14 protein-coding genes and 1 tRNA gene are annotated in these 16,440 nt (G+C 60.7%); 6 read left to right on the plus strand and 9 right to left on the minus strand.

Features of this window, described 5'->3' with window-relative positions:
* Positions 1-54: 54 nt before the first annotated feature.
* From NZ585_13500 to NZ585_13510, 3 genes are read left to right on the plus strand one after another with little or no spacing between them, the layout of a single operon-like run.
* The gene (locus tag NZ585_13500) at positions 55-789 is read left to right on the plus strand and encodes a CDP-alcohol phosphatidyltransferase family protein (protein MCS7081050.1); all 735 of its coding nucleotides are present in this window, start codon (positions 55-57) and stop codon (positions 787-789) included.
* Between the two features lie 27 nt (positions 790-816).
* Complete coding sequence (locus NZ585_13505; protein MCS7081051.1) at positions 817-1,509, plus strand: hypothetical protein; 693 nt, start codon at positions 817-819, stop codon at positions 1,507-1,509.
* A 33-nt stretch (positions 1,510-1,542) separates the two neighbouring features.
* Positions 1,543-1,860 carry a hypothetical protein gene (locus NZ585_13510; protein MCS7081052.1) on the plus strand — a complete coding sequence of 106 codons (318 nt, stop codon included), beginning with the start codon at positions 1,543-1,545 and terminating at the stop codon, positions 1,858-1,860.
* On the opposite strand, the gene NZ585_13515 is transcribed toward NZ585_13510, so the two are convergent.
* From NZ585_13515 to hflX, 5 genes are all read right to left on the minus strand, one after another.
* Complete coding sequence (locus NZ585_13515; GenBank protein ID MCS7081053.1) at positions 1,846-3,225, minus strand: aminopeptidase P N-terminal domain-containing protein; 1,380 nt, start codon at positions 3,223-3,225, stop codon at positions 1,846-1,848. The two genes, NZ585_13510 and NZ585_13515, sit on opposite strands and share 15 nt — an antisense overlap.
* A gap of 82 nt (positions 3,226-3,307) precedes the next feature.
* Positions 3,308-3,381: transfer RNA gene (locus NZ585_13520), tRNA-Arg, on the minus strand.
* Between the two features lie 15 nt (positions 3,382-3,396).
* Positions 3,397-3,993, minus strand: coding sequence for an OmpH family outer membrane protein (locus NZ585_13525; GenBank protein ID MCS7081054.1), 597 nt, complete (start codon positions 3,991-3,993; stop codon positions 3,397-3,399).
* 68 nt (positions 3,994-4,061) lie between these two features.
* A complete protein-coding gene (gene bamA, locus NZ585_13530; protein ID MCS7081055.1) occupies positions 4,062-7,067 on the minus strand; it encodes an outer membrane protein assembly factor BamA in 3,006 nt (1,001 codons plus the stop codon).
* A 156-nt stretch (positions 7,068-7,223) separates the two neighbouring features.
* Complete coding sequence (gene hflX, locus NZ585_13535) at positions 7,224-8,966, minus strand: GTPase HflX (protein MCS7081056.1); 1,743 nt, start codon at positions 8,964-8,966, stop codon at positions 7,224-7,226.
* A 74-nt stretch (positions 8,967-9,040) separates the two neighbouring features.
* On the opposite strand from hflX, the gene cofG reads away from it, so the two are divergent.
* Positions 9,041-10,096, plus strand: a complete 1,056-nt coding sequence (gene cofG, locus NZ585_13540; protein ID MCS7081057.1) for a 7,8-didemethyl-8-hydroxy-5-deazariboflavin synthase subunit CofG — start codon at positions 9,041-9,043, stop codon at positions 10,094-10,096.
* Between the two features lie 47 nt (positions 10,097-10,143).
* On the opposite strand, the gene hisF is transcribed toward cofG, so the two are convergent.
* From hisF to NZ585_13555, 3 genes are all read right to left on the minus strand, one after another.
* Entirely contained in the window at positions 10,144-10,914 is a 771-nt protein-coding gene (gene hisF, locus NZ585_13545; GenBank protein MCS7081058.1) for an imidazole glycerol phosphate synthase subunit HisF, read from the minus strand.
* A gap of 6 nt (positions 10,915-10,920) precedes the next feature.
* On the minus strand, positions 10,921-12,033 hold the full coding sequence (locus NZ585_13550) for a M48 family metallopeptidase (GenBank protein MCS7081059.1): 1,113 nt from the start codon (positions 12,031-12,033) through the stop codon (positions 10,921-10,923).
* Between the two features lie 171 nt (positions 12,034-12,204).
* A complete protein-coding gene (locus tag NZ585_13555; protein ID MCS7081060.1) occupies positions 12,205-12,441 on the minus strand; it encodes a DUF465 domain-containing protein in 237 nt (78 codons plus the stop codon).
* 167 nt (positions 12,442-12,608) lie between these two features.
* Between NZ585_13555 and NZ585_13560 the strand changes: the two genes are divergently transcribed.
* Both NZ585_13560 and thpR read left to right on the plus strand, forming a co-directional pair.
* A complete protein-coding gene (locus NZ585_13560) occupies positions 12,609-14,561 on the plus strand; it encodes a hypothetical protein (protein ID MCS7081061.1) in 1,953 nt (650 codons plus the stop codon).
* A 9-nt stretch (positions 14,562-14,570) separates the two neighbouring features.
* Positions 14,571-15,134, plus strand: a complete 564-nt coding sequence (gene thpR / locus NZ585_13565) for an RNA 2',3'-cyclic phosphodiesterase (GenBank protein MCS7081062.1) — start codon at positions 14,571-14,573, stop codon at positions 15,132-15,134.
* A 95-nt stretch (positions 15,135-15,229) separates the two neighbouring features.
* Here thpR and NZ585_13570 read toward each other — a convergent pair whose 3' ends face one another.
* Positions 15,230-16,426: a M14 family zinc carboxypeptidase gene (locus NZ585_13570; protein MCS7081063.1), complete on the minus strand. Its 1,197-nt coding sequence runs from the start codon at positions 16,424-16,426 to the stop codon at positions 15,230-15,232.
* Positions 16,427-16,440 lie beyond the last annotated feature (14 nt).

A 16,440-nucleotide genomic window follows, 5' to 3' on the forward strand; every position in this document is an offset into this window, starting at 1 on the left:
CACTTACGGGCAAAGACCGTTTGCCCCGGCGAGAGAAAGGGTTCCAGCGGCTTCATGCTCAGTGAGCGTATTGGCAACGCCGGCGCTAAGGTTCTGGATACGCTGGTTCGCTACCTTGCCCGCATTTTTCCCAACCCCAACACGCTGACCTTCATCGGGCTGCTCATCAATATCGGGTGCGCCGTGCTCTACGGCTGGGGGCATTTTTTCATCGCCGGACTGGTGATGATTGTCGCCAACCTCTTCGACATGCTCGATGGGCGCGTCGCTCGGCTGACCGGACGTGTGACCCGCTTCGGCGGCTTCTTCGACTCGGTCATGGATCGTTACTCCGATGTCATTGTGTTGATTGGGATTATGGTGTTCTACGCGCGGAATACCCCCTACCACAGCACCTTGTATGTCACGTTAGCCGGGGTTGCGCTGCTGGGTTCCGTGCTGGTCAGTTATACCCGCGCGCGGGCGGAAAATCTGATTCACCAGTGCAAAGTTGGCTTTTTGGAGCGACCGGAGCGGGTGGTGCTCATCATTATCGGCTCACTGACGGAAATCGGCCCGGAGGACAATCCGTTCCTGCACAAAATGCGCGCCGTTTTGTGGGTGTTGGCCGTTCTCTCACACTGGACGGTTGTGCACCGGATGTACCACACCTATCTCGAAGCGCAGCGACTGGATATGGCTGGTGAGTCCGAGTTGGTCGTCAGGGGTGCTGCGCCCCAGTCACCTGACGCTGCTTGGGAACCCGCCTTGCCAAAAGGACAGGCGGCGCCTTGGTATCGAGCGACGTAGCGCCAAGGCGAGGAGGACTGGGTAACGATGTTGTGTCCGTGCTGTGGACGAGAACAGCAAGACTTGCGGCAGGGCTGCCTTTGTGGTGCGCGGGCTGTCGCTGCGCCGCAAACCGACGCGATTGTCGAACTGCCGCGTGTTGGATGGGCCGTCACAGGGTTAGTTTGCGCCGTTGTTGGCTTGGGCGGTTTTTTGACGCCGTGGTTGCTGCCGTTAGCTGGACTGGGGGCCTACGCCGGTTGGACGGCGTACCGTCGCGCCCAACGCGAACCGGCACAGTTTGGCGGGCTGCGTTTAGCGCGGGTTGCTGTCATTCTTTCCGGCCTGACATTGCCGGGCTTGCTGCTGTTTGGCGCTTACCGCGCGCATGCCTGGTATGTCGGCCGGCAGGAAAGCGCGCGCGCGATCAGTCGCGCCCGGATGCTAGAGCTTGCCCTTGCCATTCAGGCCTACCGAAGGCAACGCCATGCGCTGCCCTCGCCACAACTTGACGAGTTGCGCACCGCCGGTCTGCTCTCCGGCCCTGTTAACGATAAGTGGGGAAAGGCGTTGCGCTACCAGCCGACAGGTGAGCTGGCGGCGGCGAATCCATCGGCGACGCCAGTGCTGACCCAGTACCGCATCGTCTCAGCCGGCGAAGACGGCGAGTTTGGGACGGCGGACGATCTTATCCTCCAGGACGGCGTCTTTATCCCGCCGCCCCGCGCGACGGACAAGTAACATTTTTCCTAGGGAAAGCCCGAAGCTCTGGTGATGGAAGCGCGTCCTCGGAAGATAACCGGCGGCCTGCGGACTTGGTGGCGACGCCTGCTCGGTAAGGAAGACCCCGATCTTATTCGTCGCCGCCGATTGCGGGAAGTGGGCCGCATCATTGAAGGCGAAGTCCTGGAAATCAGTCCGATTGGGGCGGGCTGCGGTGTCTTAATCCGGTATCGCTACGAAGTGGCCAACGTTGAGTATGAATCCCTTGACGTGATTGAAACCCCGCAGGCAGCGAGTCATTACTGGCCGGGGCAGTACATCAGTGTCCGCTACGACCGCCGGTGGCCGGCCAACTCAATCCTTGGCTGAATTTAGCCTACCGGCTGCGCGCCGCGCCTGCTGCAGGGCTTGTTCAATGGCTTCCGGGCGGGAAGGGATGTCAGCGGAGAGTTTGACCAGCCCAGTTTCTGTCACAAGATAGTCGTCCTCAATCCGAATCCCGATCCGTTCCGCCGGAATATAAATTCCCGGCTCAATGGTGATGACGCTACCAGGCGGCAGTGGGCGCGCATAATCGCCTACGTCGTGGACATGTAGCCCGATGAAATGACCAAGACCGTGGATGAAAAAGTTATCCAACGTGAGTTGATCACCGGCGCGTAACGGACTGGCGCGCATGGCAGCGCGCGCCGCTAGCGTCAGGTCGCTCATTCGGCTCTTGCCCGGCGCAAACGCCTTAACCGCCGCTTCCTGCGCTGCAAGGACGACTTCATAGATGGCGCGCTGCCGGGGCGTGAACTTGCCGTTGGCTGGGAAGGTGCGAGTGATGTCAGCCGTGTAGCCGCGATACTTAGCCCCGACATCCACTACCACCAGATCGCCGTCCTCAATCCGGTCGCGATTGCGGTTGTAGTGCAGGATGGTGGCGTTTTGGCCGCCGCCGATGATGCAGGGGTAGCCCGGACGCTCCGCCCCATTGCGGTAGAAAGCCGCCAACACCACGGCTTCAAGCTCATACTCGTAGCATCCTACCCTCAGGTGCTTGAAAACGTCCCGAAAAGCCTCGCTCGTGATGCGCACCGCTTTTTTAAGCAACGCGATTTCCGCCGGAGTCTTGCACATCCGCATGAGGTTGACCGCCGAGCGGGCGTCGTTGATGGGTACGGTCGGCAACTCACGGCGCAGCAACTCGACCAGTTGCCGGACGGCGCGCTCCTGCACGTCCTCCGGGTCAGCGATAAGATGAATTTGGCCACCGTCTTTGAACGCACCGGACAAACGCAGTTCCTGCAACACTTGCGCCAACGTATCGGACGGCAAGGCTCTCTCAACGCCGAACCGCCGCTCGGCGTCCTGGTCAGGTCCTGGTTGTGGCCCCGTCCAACGTTCCTTTTGCGGATCGCGTCGCGGCAGAAACAGGATTTCGTGGACGCCTTGGTACGGCGTTGGCGTCAACAACAATGTTGCGCCGGGCGCTTCCACGCCAGTTAGGTAGAAAAAATTGTCGTCTTGGAAAAATTTCTCATTAACGCCGAGCGCCTCTTCAAGGCGACCCGGAACGAGAACAACACCGTCCGCCAGTCGTCGCCGGAGTTGCTCTCGCCGAGCTTTGAAATCCGCCAGCGGCTGCTCCGCCAACATAGGTACGGCGTGTGGTGTTTCCGCCGCATATTGCGCCGGCCAGACAAAGAACAACAGAAAACCCAAGGCGACAACAGACGGTGGACGCAGCATAGTGCGGAGACAACAGAAGGCGTGGGATGTCCGGGAAAAGACCCTGCGGACTGCGCCAGCTACAGCAGAACTGGTAAGGTAGTGCGCCCAGTAGGATTCGAACCTACGACCTACTGCTTAGAAGGCAGTTGCTCTATCCAACTGAGCTATGGGCGCATGCGATTGAGCACCTCAGCGGGACGTCCCCGCCGGGTTCGCCTGATTATACCGAGCCGCAAAGTCTTCAGTAATGTCCATGCCGGGCGCAAGGTACACAACCCCTCCCGCTTCAGCCGCCGTAGCGACATCGAGCAGGATGAGGATGCCGCGTTCCTTAGCATACGCTTCCAGCGCCTTGGTAATTTTTTCGCGCACAGGGTTGAGCAGGATAGCAGCGCGTTTCTCGGCAGCTTCATTGAGGTCTTCCTGCCGGCGCTTCAGGTCTTTCTTCTTGCGTTCGAGTTCATCGGTGCGCTTGAGGCGAACATCGGGGGAGAGTTGGTCGGCTAACCGCCGAAGCGCATCTTCCTCAGCCTGAATCTCTGTACTCAGGCGCTGCAGAGCCTCAACTGTTGGGCGAAATTCCGTCTGCAGGGTCGCCACCTGCTGGCGGTATTCGTTGATGAGTTCGCCGAAGGCCTGCGTGTTGACCACGGCAATCCGCGGCCCGACGGCCTGTCCAGCGGTGGGCTGCTGCGTCGTCGGCACGGCGGCGACGGTCGGCGCGGACGGCGAATCGCCGCCCGCCAGACTCAAAAGACCTAGCGCACAGTATGTCAATAAGGGCATAGCAGTTGACCAACCTCAATAAAACGGCGCTGCATACGAGCGGCGCCGCACGAAAAGCCGCTGGACGGTTAGAATGTCCGCCCAATGGTGAAACGAATGACGCCGCGTTCTTCAACAATGCCAAGCTGGCGCGGATCAAAGACATTGGTTTTGGCGCCAGGGTTGTACGCGAAAATCAGCCGGAACGGTACTTGAAGCACCGGTAGGTTGACTTGCAGCTCCGCGCCGACCGAGGCGCGAAAGTTGCGCCCAATCCCGCCCAACGTCCGACTGAGACTAATCTGTGTGCGGGTGGCCTGCAGGGCTTGGACGAACGCAACGCGGAACCCATCCGGCAGCGGCCCGTTGGGATTTGGATCGTCTGGGCGCGTGCCGTCTAGGCGCGTCCCGTCAGGACGAAGAATAATCGGTCCCGGCACAGGCGAGTCAGGCGTTGAACCTAGCGTCGCCGGCAGCGCCCGCGCGCGGACACTCTGATCGCGCAGCGAACGAATGTTAAACACCGAACCGGCGTCGGCAAACAGCGCCACGGCAAGCGGTCCGACCAACGGAATGCGGTACTCCATGTTCAGAAGCAACTGTGAGTCGCCGCCGACCGGAATGAACTGAAACGACCCCGGCGGCAGCGGGAAAAGCTTGTCCGTATAGGTGTACTCCTGAATGACCGTTGGACTGACCTGCAAGCCCGGTTGCAACACTTGTCCAGTTAGCGCGTCCACCACCCGGACGTTGGTTGTCGTCCGCCGGTCTTCAATCGGCGCGACCGGCGAGATGGTGCGAATCCCATAGCCGCGAATCTCGAATTCGCCGCCCGTGTAAAACCGGTTGAACTGGGGGACGCCGCCGATGAAGGCAAGTGAGTTGCTGTCGAAGGGCGTCCCATAGGCACTGACGTGCGCGGCGCGAAACCGCATGCCGAACACTGCCGGTTTCTCAATGCCCTGACCAAGGAAGCGAAATGGACGAAACTCGCGGTACTCCAGCAGCGGCGCGAGGTTTTTCACTCGTCCGCCCAGCCCCGACCACGTCAGACTCAACGTCAGATTACGCCCGCTTGTTGGATTAATCGGATTGTTGACCGTGTTGTACACAAACGAGGGCGTCAGTGAACTGATGGTGATGCCCGGTTGGGCAAAAGTTACGATGATGTCGTTGTTGGGGTCATTGTCCCGGTTGACGGGCGGGTCAATGATCCGCGAGGTGCTGTAGTTGTACGCGATCCCGATCCGGGATACACGGCCAAGCTTGGGAAAGCGGCTCGTCAGCACCGCCAGCGGCGCGGAAAACGACAGCGACGCGCCGGTTGTGTCTTGGGTAAACAGGTTACGCTCATCAAGTCCAGTGAAACTGTTGAAAAAGCCACTGGCAATAGCCGCGCTGCTGATCCCGCTCGCATAACGGAAGCGTTGACTAAACACCGAAACGCCGAAGCCGATGCGCCGGTCGAGGAAATACGGATCGCTGTAGGACAAGGCGATGTTGCGGAAGAGATTGCCAGCCTGAACATCAACGGCGACGCTTTGCCCATAGCCAAACAGATTGTTCGTGGTGTAGGTGAAGCCGATAAACGACCCCCCGATGCCGGAAACGCCGCCGGAAAACTGAATCTGCTGCCGTCCACGCTCCTTGACCTTGATGACGATATTGACGGTCTTACGCCGTTCGTCCGTCGTCGTTTGAATGTCTTCTTTCTTAATTTCGTCAAAGTAACCAAGCTGGTTGAGCAGCAGGATGGAGTACTCCATCAACTCTTGGTTGTAGGGCTCACCTTCACTGACAAGCAGTTCACGGCGCAGCACCTTGTCGCGCGTGATGTTGTTGCCCGTAAACTCAATCTGCTCAATGGTGTAAACCGATCCTTCGTCAATCGAAATCACGAAGTCTGCCACACCTTCTGTTTCGCCTGGGGCGGGCGGCTTAAACGTCGGTTGGACGTTGACCTCCGCCTGAATGTAGCCACGGCTACCGTAGGCTTTTTTGAGCCGTTCGTAAACACCTTCGCGAATGGTCTTGGCGCTGGCGATGTCACCCTTACGCATACCGCAGATGAGCAAAACTTGTTCCGGCGTGAAAATCGTTGAGCCTTCCGTTGTGATCTCGCCGAAACGGTAGCGGATGCCTTCGTCAATTGGGACGACAATCCGCAGGCCTTCAGCCTTCCGACCAATCAGCGGAATGCCGCTGCCAACCTTGCCGATGTTCTCAATACGCGGCTTCCCGATGGTCGGACGCAGGTAGCCCTTTTCGCGCAGAAACTGCGCTACTAGCTGCAAGTCGGTTTCAAACTTCTCCGGCGAATACACATCCTTCGAGGTGAAGCGCGTCAGAAAGCTCGACGGCTTGGTGTACTTCATCTGCTTCCGCAGCGTCCGACTGGAGAAGACTTGATTGCCCTCAAACTCGATTTTGGCGACCCGCACCCGATTGCCTTCATCCACATTGAAGATGATCACCACAGAGGTTTTTGACACATCCTCGATTTCAGCCGTGACGACGGCGTTGGGGCGGCCGCGCTCACTAAGCATAGTTTTGAGTTCACTCTCGGCGCGCTTGACCTGTACCGGATCATAGGGCGAGTCCTTGGTGATTGAGATGCGCTTTTCCTTGAAGCGCGTCAGCACGTCACTGACCTGAATAGATTTCAGGCCTTCGTAGATGATGTCCCGCACAATTGGGTATTCGGTCAGGTTGAACACGACAATAACGCCGCCGGTGTTGCCTGGCTCCAACGTAACGTTACTACGCAAGGGGTCGAAAAACCCTTGTGCTAGAACGGCTTGGTAGTCGCGTTGGGCCTGCTCCGCGCTGTAGAGGTCGCCCGGCTTCATGGTCACGTACAGGCGCAGCGTGTCGGTCGGGATGCGCCGGTTGCCGCGAAACTGAACGTCTTCAATGAGTTGTTGCTGGAGGGGGTCCTGGCTGGCGGCGGCGCTGATGTCACCGCCAGTTTGCGCTGAGACAGGCGCAGCGCCGCCGAAGCTCCACAGCAGCAGAGCCGTCCAAAACGGCGCGGCCCACCGGCGACAGATGCAACCAGCCAAGGATGTGAAGGGCCAGAGCATGAAACGGAGCACGGGTAACAGGTTCAAACCAGTAAACGATACCGAGAAGCGCCGAACAGGTCGCGCATCATAACCAAACCGGGGTTGCAATCAAGGAAAGCCATTTCAAAAGCAACGCTTCACACAAGGTTGCGATTCAAAACTTTGCAGCGTCACCGGCAGGCCCGGTTAGGGGAGAGCCACAGCCTCGACACCGAATGCCGGCCGCCAAGAGCAAGAAGACGGTGGGTCGTCGGCGGGAGTTCCCGGCTGTTCAGCGAAAAGCATCGCGTCTATGGATTGAAGCAGCGGCGCAAAGGTTGTCTGATCGCGGGCGGCAATCGGAATGGCCCGGTAGCGAGCGCAGAGCGTCTGAACTTGGTCGGGCGGGAGCAGGTCCACTTTATTGAAAACAAGTTGGCGCGGGAGGTGGGACAGCCCCAGTTGCGCCAAAATCTCCTCGACTACTGCGATGCGACGGTCGTAGTCGGGGGCAGCGATGTCCACCAGATGAATCAGAAGGTCAGAGGTTTCGATTTCTTCTAGCGTCGCTTTGAAGGCGGCCAGCAGCGTCGGCGGCAGGTCGCGGATGAAGCCGACAGTGTCATTGATGATGATGTCACGGTCGCGCGGCAGTCGCAGCCGCCGACTGGTTGGGTCAAGCGTGGCAAACATCCGGCGTTCCGCCGTGACCTCACTTGAGGTCAACGCATTGAGAAGCGTGGATTTCCCAGCGTTCGTGTAGCCCACAATGGAAACGACGGGCATTTGTCGCCGCTCGCGCTGCGCCCGGCGCAGCCGACGTTGGCTGCGGAGGGCGGCGATGAGTTTTTCCAAATCGGCAATGCGGTCACGCGCACGCCGCCGATCTACTTCGAGCTTGGTTTCGCCAGGGCCGCGCGCGCCAATGCCGCCGGCAAGCCGTGACATGTCGGCGCCGCGTCCGGTAAGACGCGGTAAAAGGTATTTGAGCTGCGCCAGTTCGACCTGCACCTTGCCTTCACGACTACGGGCGCGCTGGGCGAAGATGTCAAGGATGAGCTGCGTCCGGTCAAGAATCTTCAGGTCCGTCGCCGCCTCAATGGTGCGCACCTGCGTTGGTGACAGGTCCCGATCAAACAACAGGACGTCCGCCGCATGCTGAAGACTCCGAATGATGACTTCTTGGAGCTTCCCTTTGCCGAGCAGCGTTTTCGGATCGAGTTCCCGGCGGCGCTGAATCAGCTTGTCCACCACGACAAGGTCGCAGGACTCAGCCAATTCAACCAGTTCGTCCATGGCGGCTTCCGCGTCGGCGAGCGGGCCGGTTGTTACAACGACCAGCATAGCGCGATCACGAAGGTCACGTGCATCCCGGAGTTTACGGGTGCGGGCGAACTCGGCCTCAAGGTTTTCAATGAGTTCGAGGAAGTCCACACGCAGCCGACTGGGATGAACCTTGTCCAGATACGCCCAAGGTTCACCGCTTGGGTCAGTAGCGGCGGAGGCAGGGAGAAGATGTGCGGCGTGAAGCCAACCCGGCAGCCCGTCATCCTCCACGCTGATGACGCCCATTAAGTCGAGGCGTAGCAGGGCGAGGTCGTTGAGGTCGTCGCGGGTGAGTCCGTCGCCGGAAAGCTGAGTATGCAAGCAGCGTAGCCCGCGAAAACGTCCCTGCCCACTGCGCACACGTTTGAGGTCGGGAATGACGATGCCGCCGGCGTCGCCGACGACGACATGCGCCACTTCGCCCGACCGACTAATCAAAACCCCGACTTGTCGCCGGATTTCGGCGGAAAGCTCCGTCATCTGCCGCGCTAGTTCCGGGGTAATGATGTCGCGGGGCGGAACACGGCGGCTCAAGAGCCGTTCAAGTCGCTTGAGCTGACTGGATTTGAGTCCCTGTGTGTTACCTTCGACCTTGGAAATAGGCGTTCCTCCCGTTGCAGCCATCCTGCGATTCCGCAGCGACGGCGAGAATGTCGGTTTTGATTTCAGCATACGCGCGACGTACCAAGATGCAAGGCATGAGCTTCCAGCGCCATCGAGAGGCCTGTTGGGACAAACCCGCTGATTCGCCCTCCGGCGTTGACCGGCCGGCGTTGGTTGTGACCTACTCACACAGCATAACGTTCATTCCTACTTACAGCTGCGTCTTTGCTTGCGGTTACTGCGCCTTTGCGCGTCCAACGCCGCTCGCTGCGCTTTCAGACGCCGAAGCCTGCTTTGCGCGGGGCGCACGCGCCGGTTGCCGCGAGGCGCTGATTATGAGCGGCGAAGGCGTCATGAGCTTTCCTGCTATTCGGGAGCAGCTCAGCCGCTGGGGCTTTCAGGATTATCATGACTACCTGATCGCCGTGTGTCGGTTGGCGCTGAAGTGGGGCTTGCTGCCGCACATCAACATTGGCAATCAGTCCGAGGCTGAGTTGCGCCGCCTGCGTTCGGTATGCGCCTCGATGGGGATGATGTTGGAGACGACGAGTACGGCGCTGTTGCGTAAGCGCGCCCACCGACGTGCGCCGAACAAGCACCCGCAGCGGCGGTTGGCGACACTGGAAGCGGCAGGACGGGCGCGCATTCCGTTCACGACCGGACTGCTCATTGGCGTCGGCGAAACGTGGCATGACCGGCGGCGGTCGCTGGAGACCATCGCCCAGCTGCATCAACGGTATGGTCACATTCAGGAAGTCATCATCCAGCCGTTCACGCCGCATCCGGGGACAGCCATGGCGGCTGATGTTGGACCCGACCTGCCAACCCTGGTCGCCGCCGTACGGTTGGCGCGCGCCATCCTGCCGGATGAAGTCGTCGTTCAGATTCCTCCGAATCTAGTTGCGGACGCCGATGGCCGGCGGCAATTGCTACTAGCCGGGGCGCGCGATTTCGGTGGGATTTCACCGGAACGGGATCACGTCAACCCCGACGAACCATGGCTTGCGCCGCAGCGTTACGCCGCCGAACTTGCCGCGTGGGGCTTCGTGCTGCGTCCGCGCTTGGCAGTGTACCCGCGCTTTCAGACGTCCGAATGGCTCGAACCGGAGGTGGAACGCGCAATAAAAAAGCTGGGTGCACTACCCGCTTAGGCCTACGGCTCAAAGGTAGGCCGCTGTTCCCTCTCAAGCGTTGGCTTTTATACCTGTCGGACACAGACGCCGCGTGAGTGAAGGTACGCTTTCGCCTCGCTAATCGTATGTCGTCCGAAGTGGAAAATCGAAGCCGCCAGCGCTGCGCTCGCCCGCCCGACCGTTAGACCTTCGTACAGGTGTTCGAGCGTCCCAACGCCGCCCGACGCAATGACTGGAATTGAAACCGCTTCCGCAACACGCGCCGTAAGTTCAAGGTCATAGCCGTCCTGCGTGCCGTCGCGATCCATACTCGTCAACAGGATTTCGCCCGCGCCAAGCTGTTCAGCCTCCATCGCCCAAGCGACGGCGTCTTTGCCCGTCGGCGTACGCCCACCGTGCAAGAAGACTTCCCACCGCGGGGGCTGTACGCCCGGAACGCGCCGTGCGTCAATCGCTACAACGATGCACTGGCTGCCGAACCTCTGCGCGCCTTCGGCGATTAGCTCAGGGCGCTCGAAGGCGGCGGTGTTGACGGAAACCTTGTCAGCCCCGGCAAGAAGAATGGCGTGCATGTCGTCAACTGTGCGGACGCCGCCGCCGACAGTGAAGGGAATAAACACCTCATCCGCGACGGCGCGCACCATGCGCGTCACAATCGCGCGGCGGTCGGACGACGCCGTGATGTCGAGAAACACCAGTTCATCCGCGCCTTCGGCGTCGTAGCGCCGCGCCTGCTCAACCGGATCGCCCGCGTCCACGAGGTCCTGGAAGCGAACACCCTTGACGACCCGCCCGGCGTCCACATCAAGGCACGGGATGATGCGTTTGGCGAGCATTGTTCCTTATCCAAGCTGGGTATTCAGCCCGCACGACGGGCAGAACACGTCGCTTTTGAGGATAGGAGCGTCGCAGTTGGGGCAGCGCAACCGGGTGTCGAGTTTCGGCGGTGCCGGACGATCCAGCGGATGCCCACACTGGTAGCAAAACCGTGCATGAGCGTCCACTTGGCCCGCGCCACAAGCTGGACACACCGGCAGGACGACAGAACCTGCCGCCTCGGCCGCCGTCGTTCCACGCCGGCTAGGCGGTTCGTCGGTCACTGCCGGCCGCATCCAATAGCTGCCGTCAAGCAGGGACTTATACGCGCCCGTTTCAGCCCACTGTTTGATCTCCCTGGCTCGGACGGCGGGAAACGAATGCGTCCGCCGGTAAACTTGGAGGAACTTATAGACCCGGCTGAGCAGGTCGCGGTCAAGTTCTTCGTACTCTTCCGCCTGCCGCAAAAATTCCTCTGTGTTAAGTTGGTCAAACACCGCCCGGCTTCCGCCGGCCAGCTTGAGAAGCAATGTCAGGTACGTCTCAACATCCTGCACGACCAGCAACCCGGCGCGGTCGCATGACAACTCCGCCTTGCGATCCCACTCATACAGCGCCAGCAGCAACCCTGAACCAACCACTGCGCCGAGACCGAATGTAGCCTCGCCGATTCGCTCGATGATGACCGAAAGGAAGGTCGCCATCATCTTGTAAAGCACATGACCGCATTTGATGTGCCCCAGTTCGTGCGCGATGACGCCGAGCAGTTCGTCTTCAGAGAGGAAATCCACCAAGCCCGACTGAAGTACGATGAACGGCCGCTCCGTCCCAAAGGTGTAGGCGTTCACAATCGGGTCCTGGTCCAAATAAAGCTCTGGCTCAGGAACAGCTAAAATCGCGCAGGCTTCGCGCAGCAGGTCATGAATGCGCTTGCACTGACGCGGCGTGACGCGCACGTTGTCGGCGACGTTCGTGACGCGAAACCAGCGTTCCCAACCGTACTCGTTGAGTTTGCGAACGATAAAATCCAGCCCGCGCGCTTGCTTGACGGCCTCAAGCGCTGCTATGTCAAGCGGATGTTGGAAGTCCGCCGCTCGCAGTTTTGGCAACCGAATACGCTCCCGTCGTGGCGCGGTCATCGTGATGTCGCCTGTCTAAAAAGTGTCCCGCTAAGCAGCATTGAAGGCGTCGCCTTAGTGGCCGTCACACCCTATCACACAACCGACCGAAAGCGACGAAGCGCCGCCCCCTGCCGGGAAACGGCGCTTCATCCATGGCGCAACGCGCCGGTCTAGGGTATCAAAGCGTGTTCACACCGTTGCCCTGACTTGATGCTGGCGTATGATTTCCTCCATCCGGTCTTTGAGATAAAGCTTGCGGCGTTTGAGCAGCGCGGACTCTTCGAGTTCATCCGGCCGCGGGTGGGGCAACGCCAGAATTTCTTGGAGGCGAGCGTCGGCGCGTTGATGTTCACGGACTAAACTCCGGTATTCCGGATGCGTCTGGAACAACTGTTGTTTGAGCGACTCCAACGTAGAAAGGCTCATAGGGGTATTCTCCTTGTGGTTCAAAGCCGCGAAACCTGTCGCGGCTGTCGTCAAGACCGAGACGGAACACGAACAGCAGGGACGATGGCAAAGTTTTGTGAAACGGCGAGGCCGCAACTGTATTACGCCCCGCCTTCAAACGCAAGCGACCGCCTGTGAAACGCATCATGCCGCTGCGTACACGTTTTATTGTACTCAGTTTGGTCAGCTTTTTCATCGTCGCTGTCGGCGGGTGGTTTTGGTGGTCAACATGGCGCGCAGCGCAGGAAGTGCGGCTGGCGGCCGAAGCCGCCGGACGGCTGGAAACACGTTCAACGCCGCTGGCCCCGCCAGATATGGCGGGAGTGACGCTTTGGTTGGATGCGGCGCACGTTGAGGCGCTCACGGAGTTTCGCGGTCAGCTCTACGCGGCGACGAGCGGCGGCTTGGCGGTGCTGGATACTGACGGTGCGCCGCTGCGTCACCTGACGACCGCCGACGGCTTGCCAGACAACGATCTCACTACACTCGCCGTCTTCCGGGACCGACTGTTTATCGGGACGCGCACAGCCGGCCTCGTTGAGTATGACGGCGTGCGGTTCATTCAGCACGAATTCCGCAAACCGGCAGCTGTTCATGTGAGCAGCTTGTTGGCGACGCCGGACGTATTGGTGATTGGGATGCTCGACGGTGGGCTGTACGACTATGACGGCGCGCAGTTCGGGCAGCGCTTTCAGCCGCCACGTGCAACACCTATCACCGGCGTCACGGCGCTGTACGCTGTCGGGACGCGCCTGTTCATCGGAACGCTGGCGCACGGCCTTTTTATCTGGCGCGACGGTGAACTCAAGCATGTGCCGCCGTCCGGCGGGCTGCCGTCGCCGCACGTCACAGCTTTCGCTTGGCGTGACGAAAGCTTGTATGTGGCGACGGACGCCGGTGTGGTGCGTCTGACGCAAGACGAACAGCTTCAACCGGTTTCGCGCCAGCCCAACATTCGTTCGCTCGCTGTGTACGACGGCAAACTTTACGCCGGTTTGGTCGTCGGTGGCATTGTGGAAGTGCGGCCAATGAGTCAGGCCGCATTGCGCGCTGCGCAGTTATCGCCGGTACAGGCCGGGTCAGACGCAGCGCACCGTCAGGTTCGGCTGGCGGTGGTCGGTGAGCGACTGCTGGCGCTGACACAGAGCGGCGTTTATGCCGTACGTTCCAAGGGCGACAGTGGCTTCGAATGGCGGCGATTTGATCGTCCGAATCCGGCGGAAGGGCGGCTGACCTCTGGCAATGTCACCAGTCTAGCGTTTGATGCGACGGGACGTTTGTGGGTGGGAACGTTCGAGAATGGGTTGGACATTCTCGATCCCGACACTGGCGATCTGCTGCGTCACATCCAGGATGAAACCGTACGGGAAATCAACCACCTGTGCGCAACCTCGCGGCTGTCGCCGATGCTGGCGGCGACCTCCGGCGGGCTTGTGGCGTTTGATGCGGCGGGGAAGGTGGTGCGGCGCTACGACGCAAAATCGGCCGCGTTGATTGGCGACGCCGTTTCCCATGTCCGGCCGCTAGAAAATGGCGTTACTGCGCAGGCGCTGGCCGTGGCGACGGCGAAAGGCCTGACAATTTGGCGGGACGGCGTCGGACGCAGCTTGACGGCGTTTCACGGCCTGCCGAGCAACTATCTGTACTGCTGTGAAATGCTCAACGGCAAGCTGTACGTCGGCACGCTCGGCGGTTTGGCGGAACTGGATGGGTTGCGCGTAGCGCGTACGTGGCGGACGGACAACAGCGACTTGCCGGCGAATTGGATCAATGCACTGCTGGCCGTGGAGGACACGCTGTATATCGGCACATACGGCGGCGGCGTCTGCGCCATGCGTCCAGCGGGTGACATCCGGCGTTTCCCGGAAACCAAGGGCGTTGAGATCAACCTCAACGCTATGGCGACGGACGGCGAGCGGCTTTACGTCGGGACGTTGGATCGTGGTTTGCTCGTTTACGACCTGCGAAGCGACCGATGGCGCGTCTGGCGGGACGGCCTGCCGTCCGCCAATGTTACGGCAATCGCCGTCCGGCCGGACGCCGTGTTTGTGGGGACGAGCGGCGGGGTTGCGCGGATAGAAAAACGTCGTTTTATGTGAGGTTGCCGAATGCGGGCGTTTTTGGCCTTGAATCCCGATGCGGATGCGCACGAAGTTTTATGTCGCTATCGGCGGCGTCTGTTGGAAGCGCCATGGGCGCGTCACGTGAAATGGACGGCTGAGGCGAATTTGCACATGACGATCCGCTTCCTTGGCGACATTGACGCCGCCGTTGATGCGGCGCTAACGGAGCGACTAGAGGCTGCTCTTGGGCGACCGGACGCGCCGGGCCCATTGGAACTGAACATGACCGAGCCGCGCTTTTTCCCCTCGGCGCAGCAGCCACGAACCATCGCCTGTTTGGTCGCTGCGACATCAGGATTGACGGCGTTGGCGACGCTGGCCGAGACCACTGCGCAGTCCGTCGGGCTAGCCGCCGCCGACAAGCCGTTCCGTGGTCACATCACCTTGGGAAGGACGCGCCCGACATGGCCGTCCGGCGTCCGGTTAGAGATAGCGCCGGCGCTGACTCGGTGGCGGGCGGACGCGCTGGTGCTCTATCGCAGCGACTTGCGACCTGACGGCCCGCGCTACACCGTCCTGCGGCGGTTTATGTTGTCCGGCGGCGCATAGTGCGCTCACTGGCGTGATATGCCGTTGGAGCGGCATTACGCCGGAGCATGGCTAGTTTGTGCGGAAAACGCCCTAGAGGGGCATGGCGAAGCGCCTTACGCCAGCTCAATAGGTTGAGCCAGCGCACGGAGCGCATCCACGTCAATTTCCGCCTCAATACGGACCTCTTCCCCGCTGACGCTCCGGCCGGCCAGCGACCACCGTTCACCGGCTTCGTAATCACGTAAGTCACCGACATCCATCACCCGCCCGCGAACGGCGTCCACATGCGGCTGCCGCCAGCTATCGAGGACGTTGACGGCGATGTCGGCGACAACCGGCGGTACGCCGGAACCGAAGTCGAGCGTGGCGGACTCAAAAATGAGATCGTAGAAGTGTTCGGTATTGCCGGGCAACGCCTCGTAGGCGGACACTTCGACTTCTTCACATTCGTCGCCGGCAATGGCATGGAGCGCGCCCAGCAGCATCACGGCGTTGAGCTTGCGCAAGAAGTTCTTTTCCGGGTCATCACGCCAGCCGCCGGATTCGACCAAGACGACGCTTGTGCCCCAGCCCTGCATGGCGTCGCCGAAACTGCGCGGCTCATACGTGTCATCGAAGCGCGCCATGTGGCCGGCGATGTAAGGCGTCAGCAGATGCACCAGCGTCGCCGCCAATCGCTTGGCGCGGCGGCGTGTGACATTGTCCTTCCCTGAAGCGTCGTGCGCCGGCGCCAGAAAGGCCATCGCCGTCAACCGGCGGCTGTCGCCGACAGTGTAGCGGGGATTTTGATCGTGGAGATTGAAAGCGTAATCTGGGACGAAATCGTCATGCGTCCGCTTGAGAATGCGCGCCTCCGGCGTCCGAAGGCAACGTGCGTCGCGGTTTAGGTCAAGCCCCTGCGCCGTCCGCCGCTGGAAGGCCGCAGCGCCATCCGGATTGAGCATCGGGATAATGCAGACCTGTACCTCTTTGAGGATGGTTGTGAGGCCGGCGTGTTGGTCGAAGGTCGTCAGCGCCGCCAGCAGGTCAAGCGTCGCCAAGGTTGCGGTCGGTTCGTCGCCGTGCATTTGCGTCCACATCAGGACACGCCGCCGGCCCTCCCCAAACATCACACGGTGAATGGGACGACCGGCGGCCGATTGACCAGCGACCTCCACCTTGATGCGTTTGTCCTGAGCCGCAAAAGCGGCGAGGTGTGCGGCGAGTTCCTGCGCCGTCAAGCGGGGCGTTACCCCACGGACGGCGTAGCGATCATAGTGGGCGTTGAGAAACTCAACCAAGGCGAGCGTCGCCGCAGAGAGGCCCGGCATGGCAGGCGCATTCC

This window comes from Chloracidobacterium sp. (assembly GCA_025057975.1).
Taxonomy (GTDB): domain Bacteria; phylum Acidobacteriota; class Blastocatellia; order Chloracidobacteriales; family Chloracidobacteriaceae; genus Chloracidobacterium.

Excerpts from the sequence above, each read along its gene's own strand:
- NZ585_13510 (MCS7081052.1), top strand. The coding sequence starts at position 1,543 with ATGGAAGCGCGTCCTCGGAAGATAACCGGCGGCCTGCGGACTTGGTGG.
- NZ585_13500 (MCS7081050.1), top strand. The coding sequence starts at position 55 with ATGCTCAGTGAGCGTATTGGCAACGCCGGCGCTAAGGTTCTGGATACG.
- hisF (MCS7081058.1), bottom strand. The coding sequence starts at position 10,914 with ATGCTCGCCAAACGCATCATCCCGTGCCTTGATGTGGACGCCGGGCGG.
- NZ585_13515 (MCS7081053.1), bottom strand. The coding sequence starts at position 3,225 with ATGCTGCGTCCACCGTCTGTTGTCGCCTTGGGTTTTCTGTTGTTCTTT.
- hflX (MCS7081056.1), bottom strand. The coding sequence starts at position 8,966 with ATGGCTGCAACGGGAGGAACGCCTATTTCCAAGGTCGAAGGTAACACA.
- NZ585_13555 (MCS7081060.1), bottom strand. The coding sequence starts at position 12,441 with ATGAGCCTTTCTACGTTGGAGTCGCTCAAACAACAGTTGTTCCAGACG.
- thpR (MCS7081062.1), top strand. The coding sequence starts at position 14,571 with ATGCGGGCGTTTTTGGCCTTGAATCCCGATGCGGATGCGCACGAAGTT.
- NZ585_13560 (MCS7081061.1), top strand. The coding sequence starts at position 12,609 with ATGCCGCTGCGTACACGTTTTATTGTACTCAGTTTGGTCAGCTTTTTC.
- NZ585_13505 (MCS7081051.1), top strand. The coding sequence starts at position 817 with ATGTTGTGTCCGTGCTGTGGACGAGAACAGCAAGACTTGCGGCAGGGC.
- NZ585_13570 (MCS7081063.1), bottom strand. The coding sequence starts at position 16,426 with ATGCCGGGCCTCTCTGCGGCGACGCTCGCCTTGGTTGAGTTTCTCAAC.
- NZ585_13525 (MCS7081054.1), bottom strand. The coding sequence starts at position 3,993 with ATGCCCTTATTGACATACTGTGCGCTAGGTCTTTTGAGTCTGGCGGGC.
- cofG (MCS7081057.1), top strand. The coding sequence starts at position 9,041 with ATGAGCTTCCAGCGCCATCGAGAGGCCTGTTGGGACAAACCCGCTGAT.
- NZ585_13550 (MCS7081059.1), bottom strand. The coding sequence starts at position 12,033 with ATGACCGCGCCACGACGGGAGCGTATTCGGTTGCCAAAACTGCGAGCG.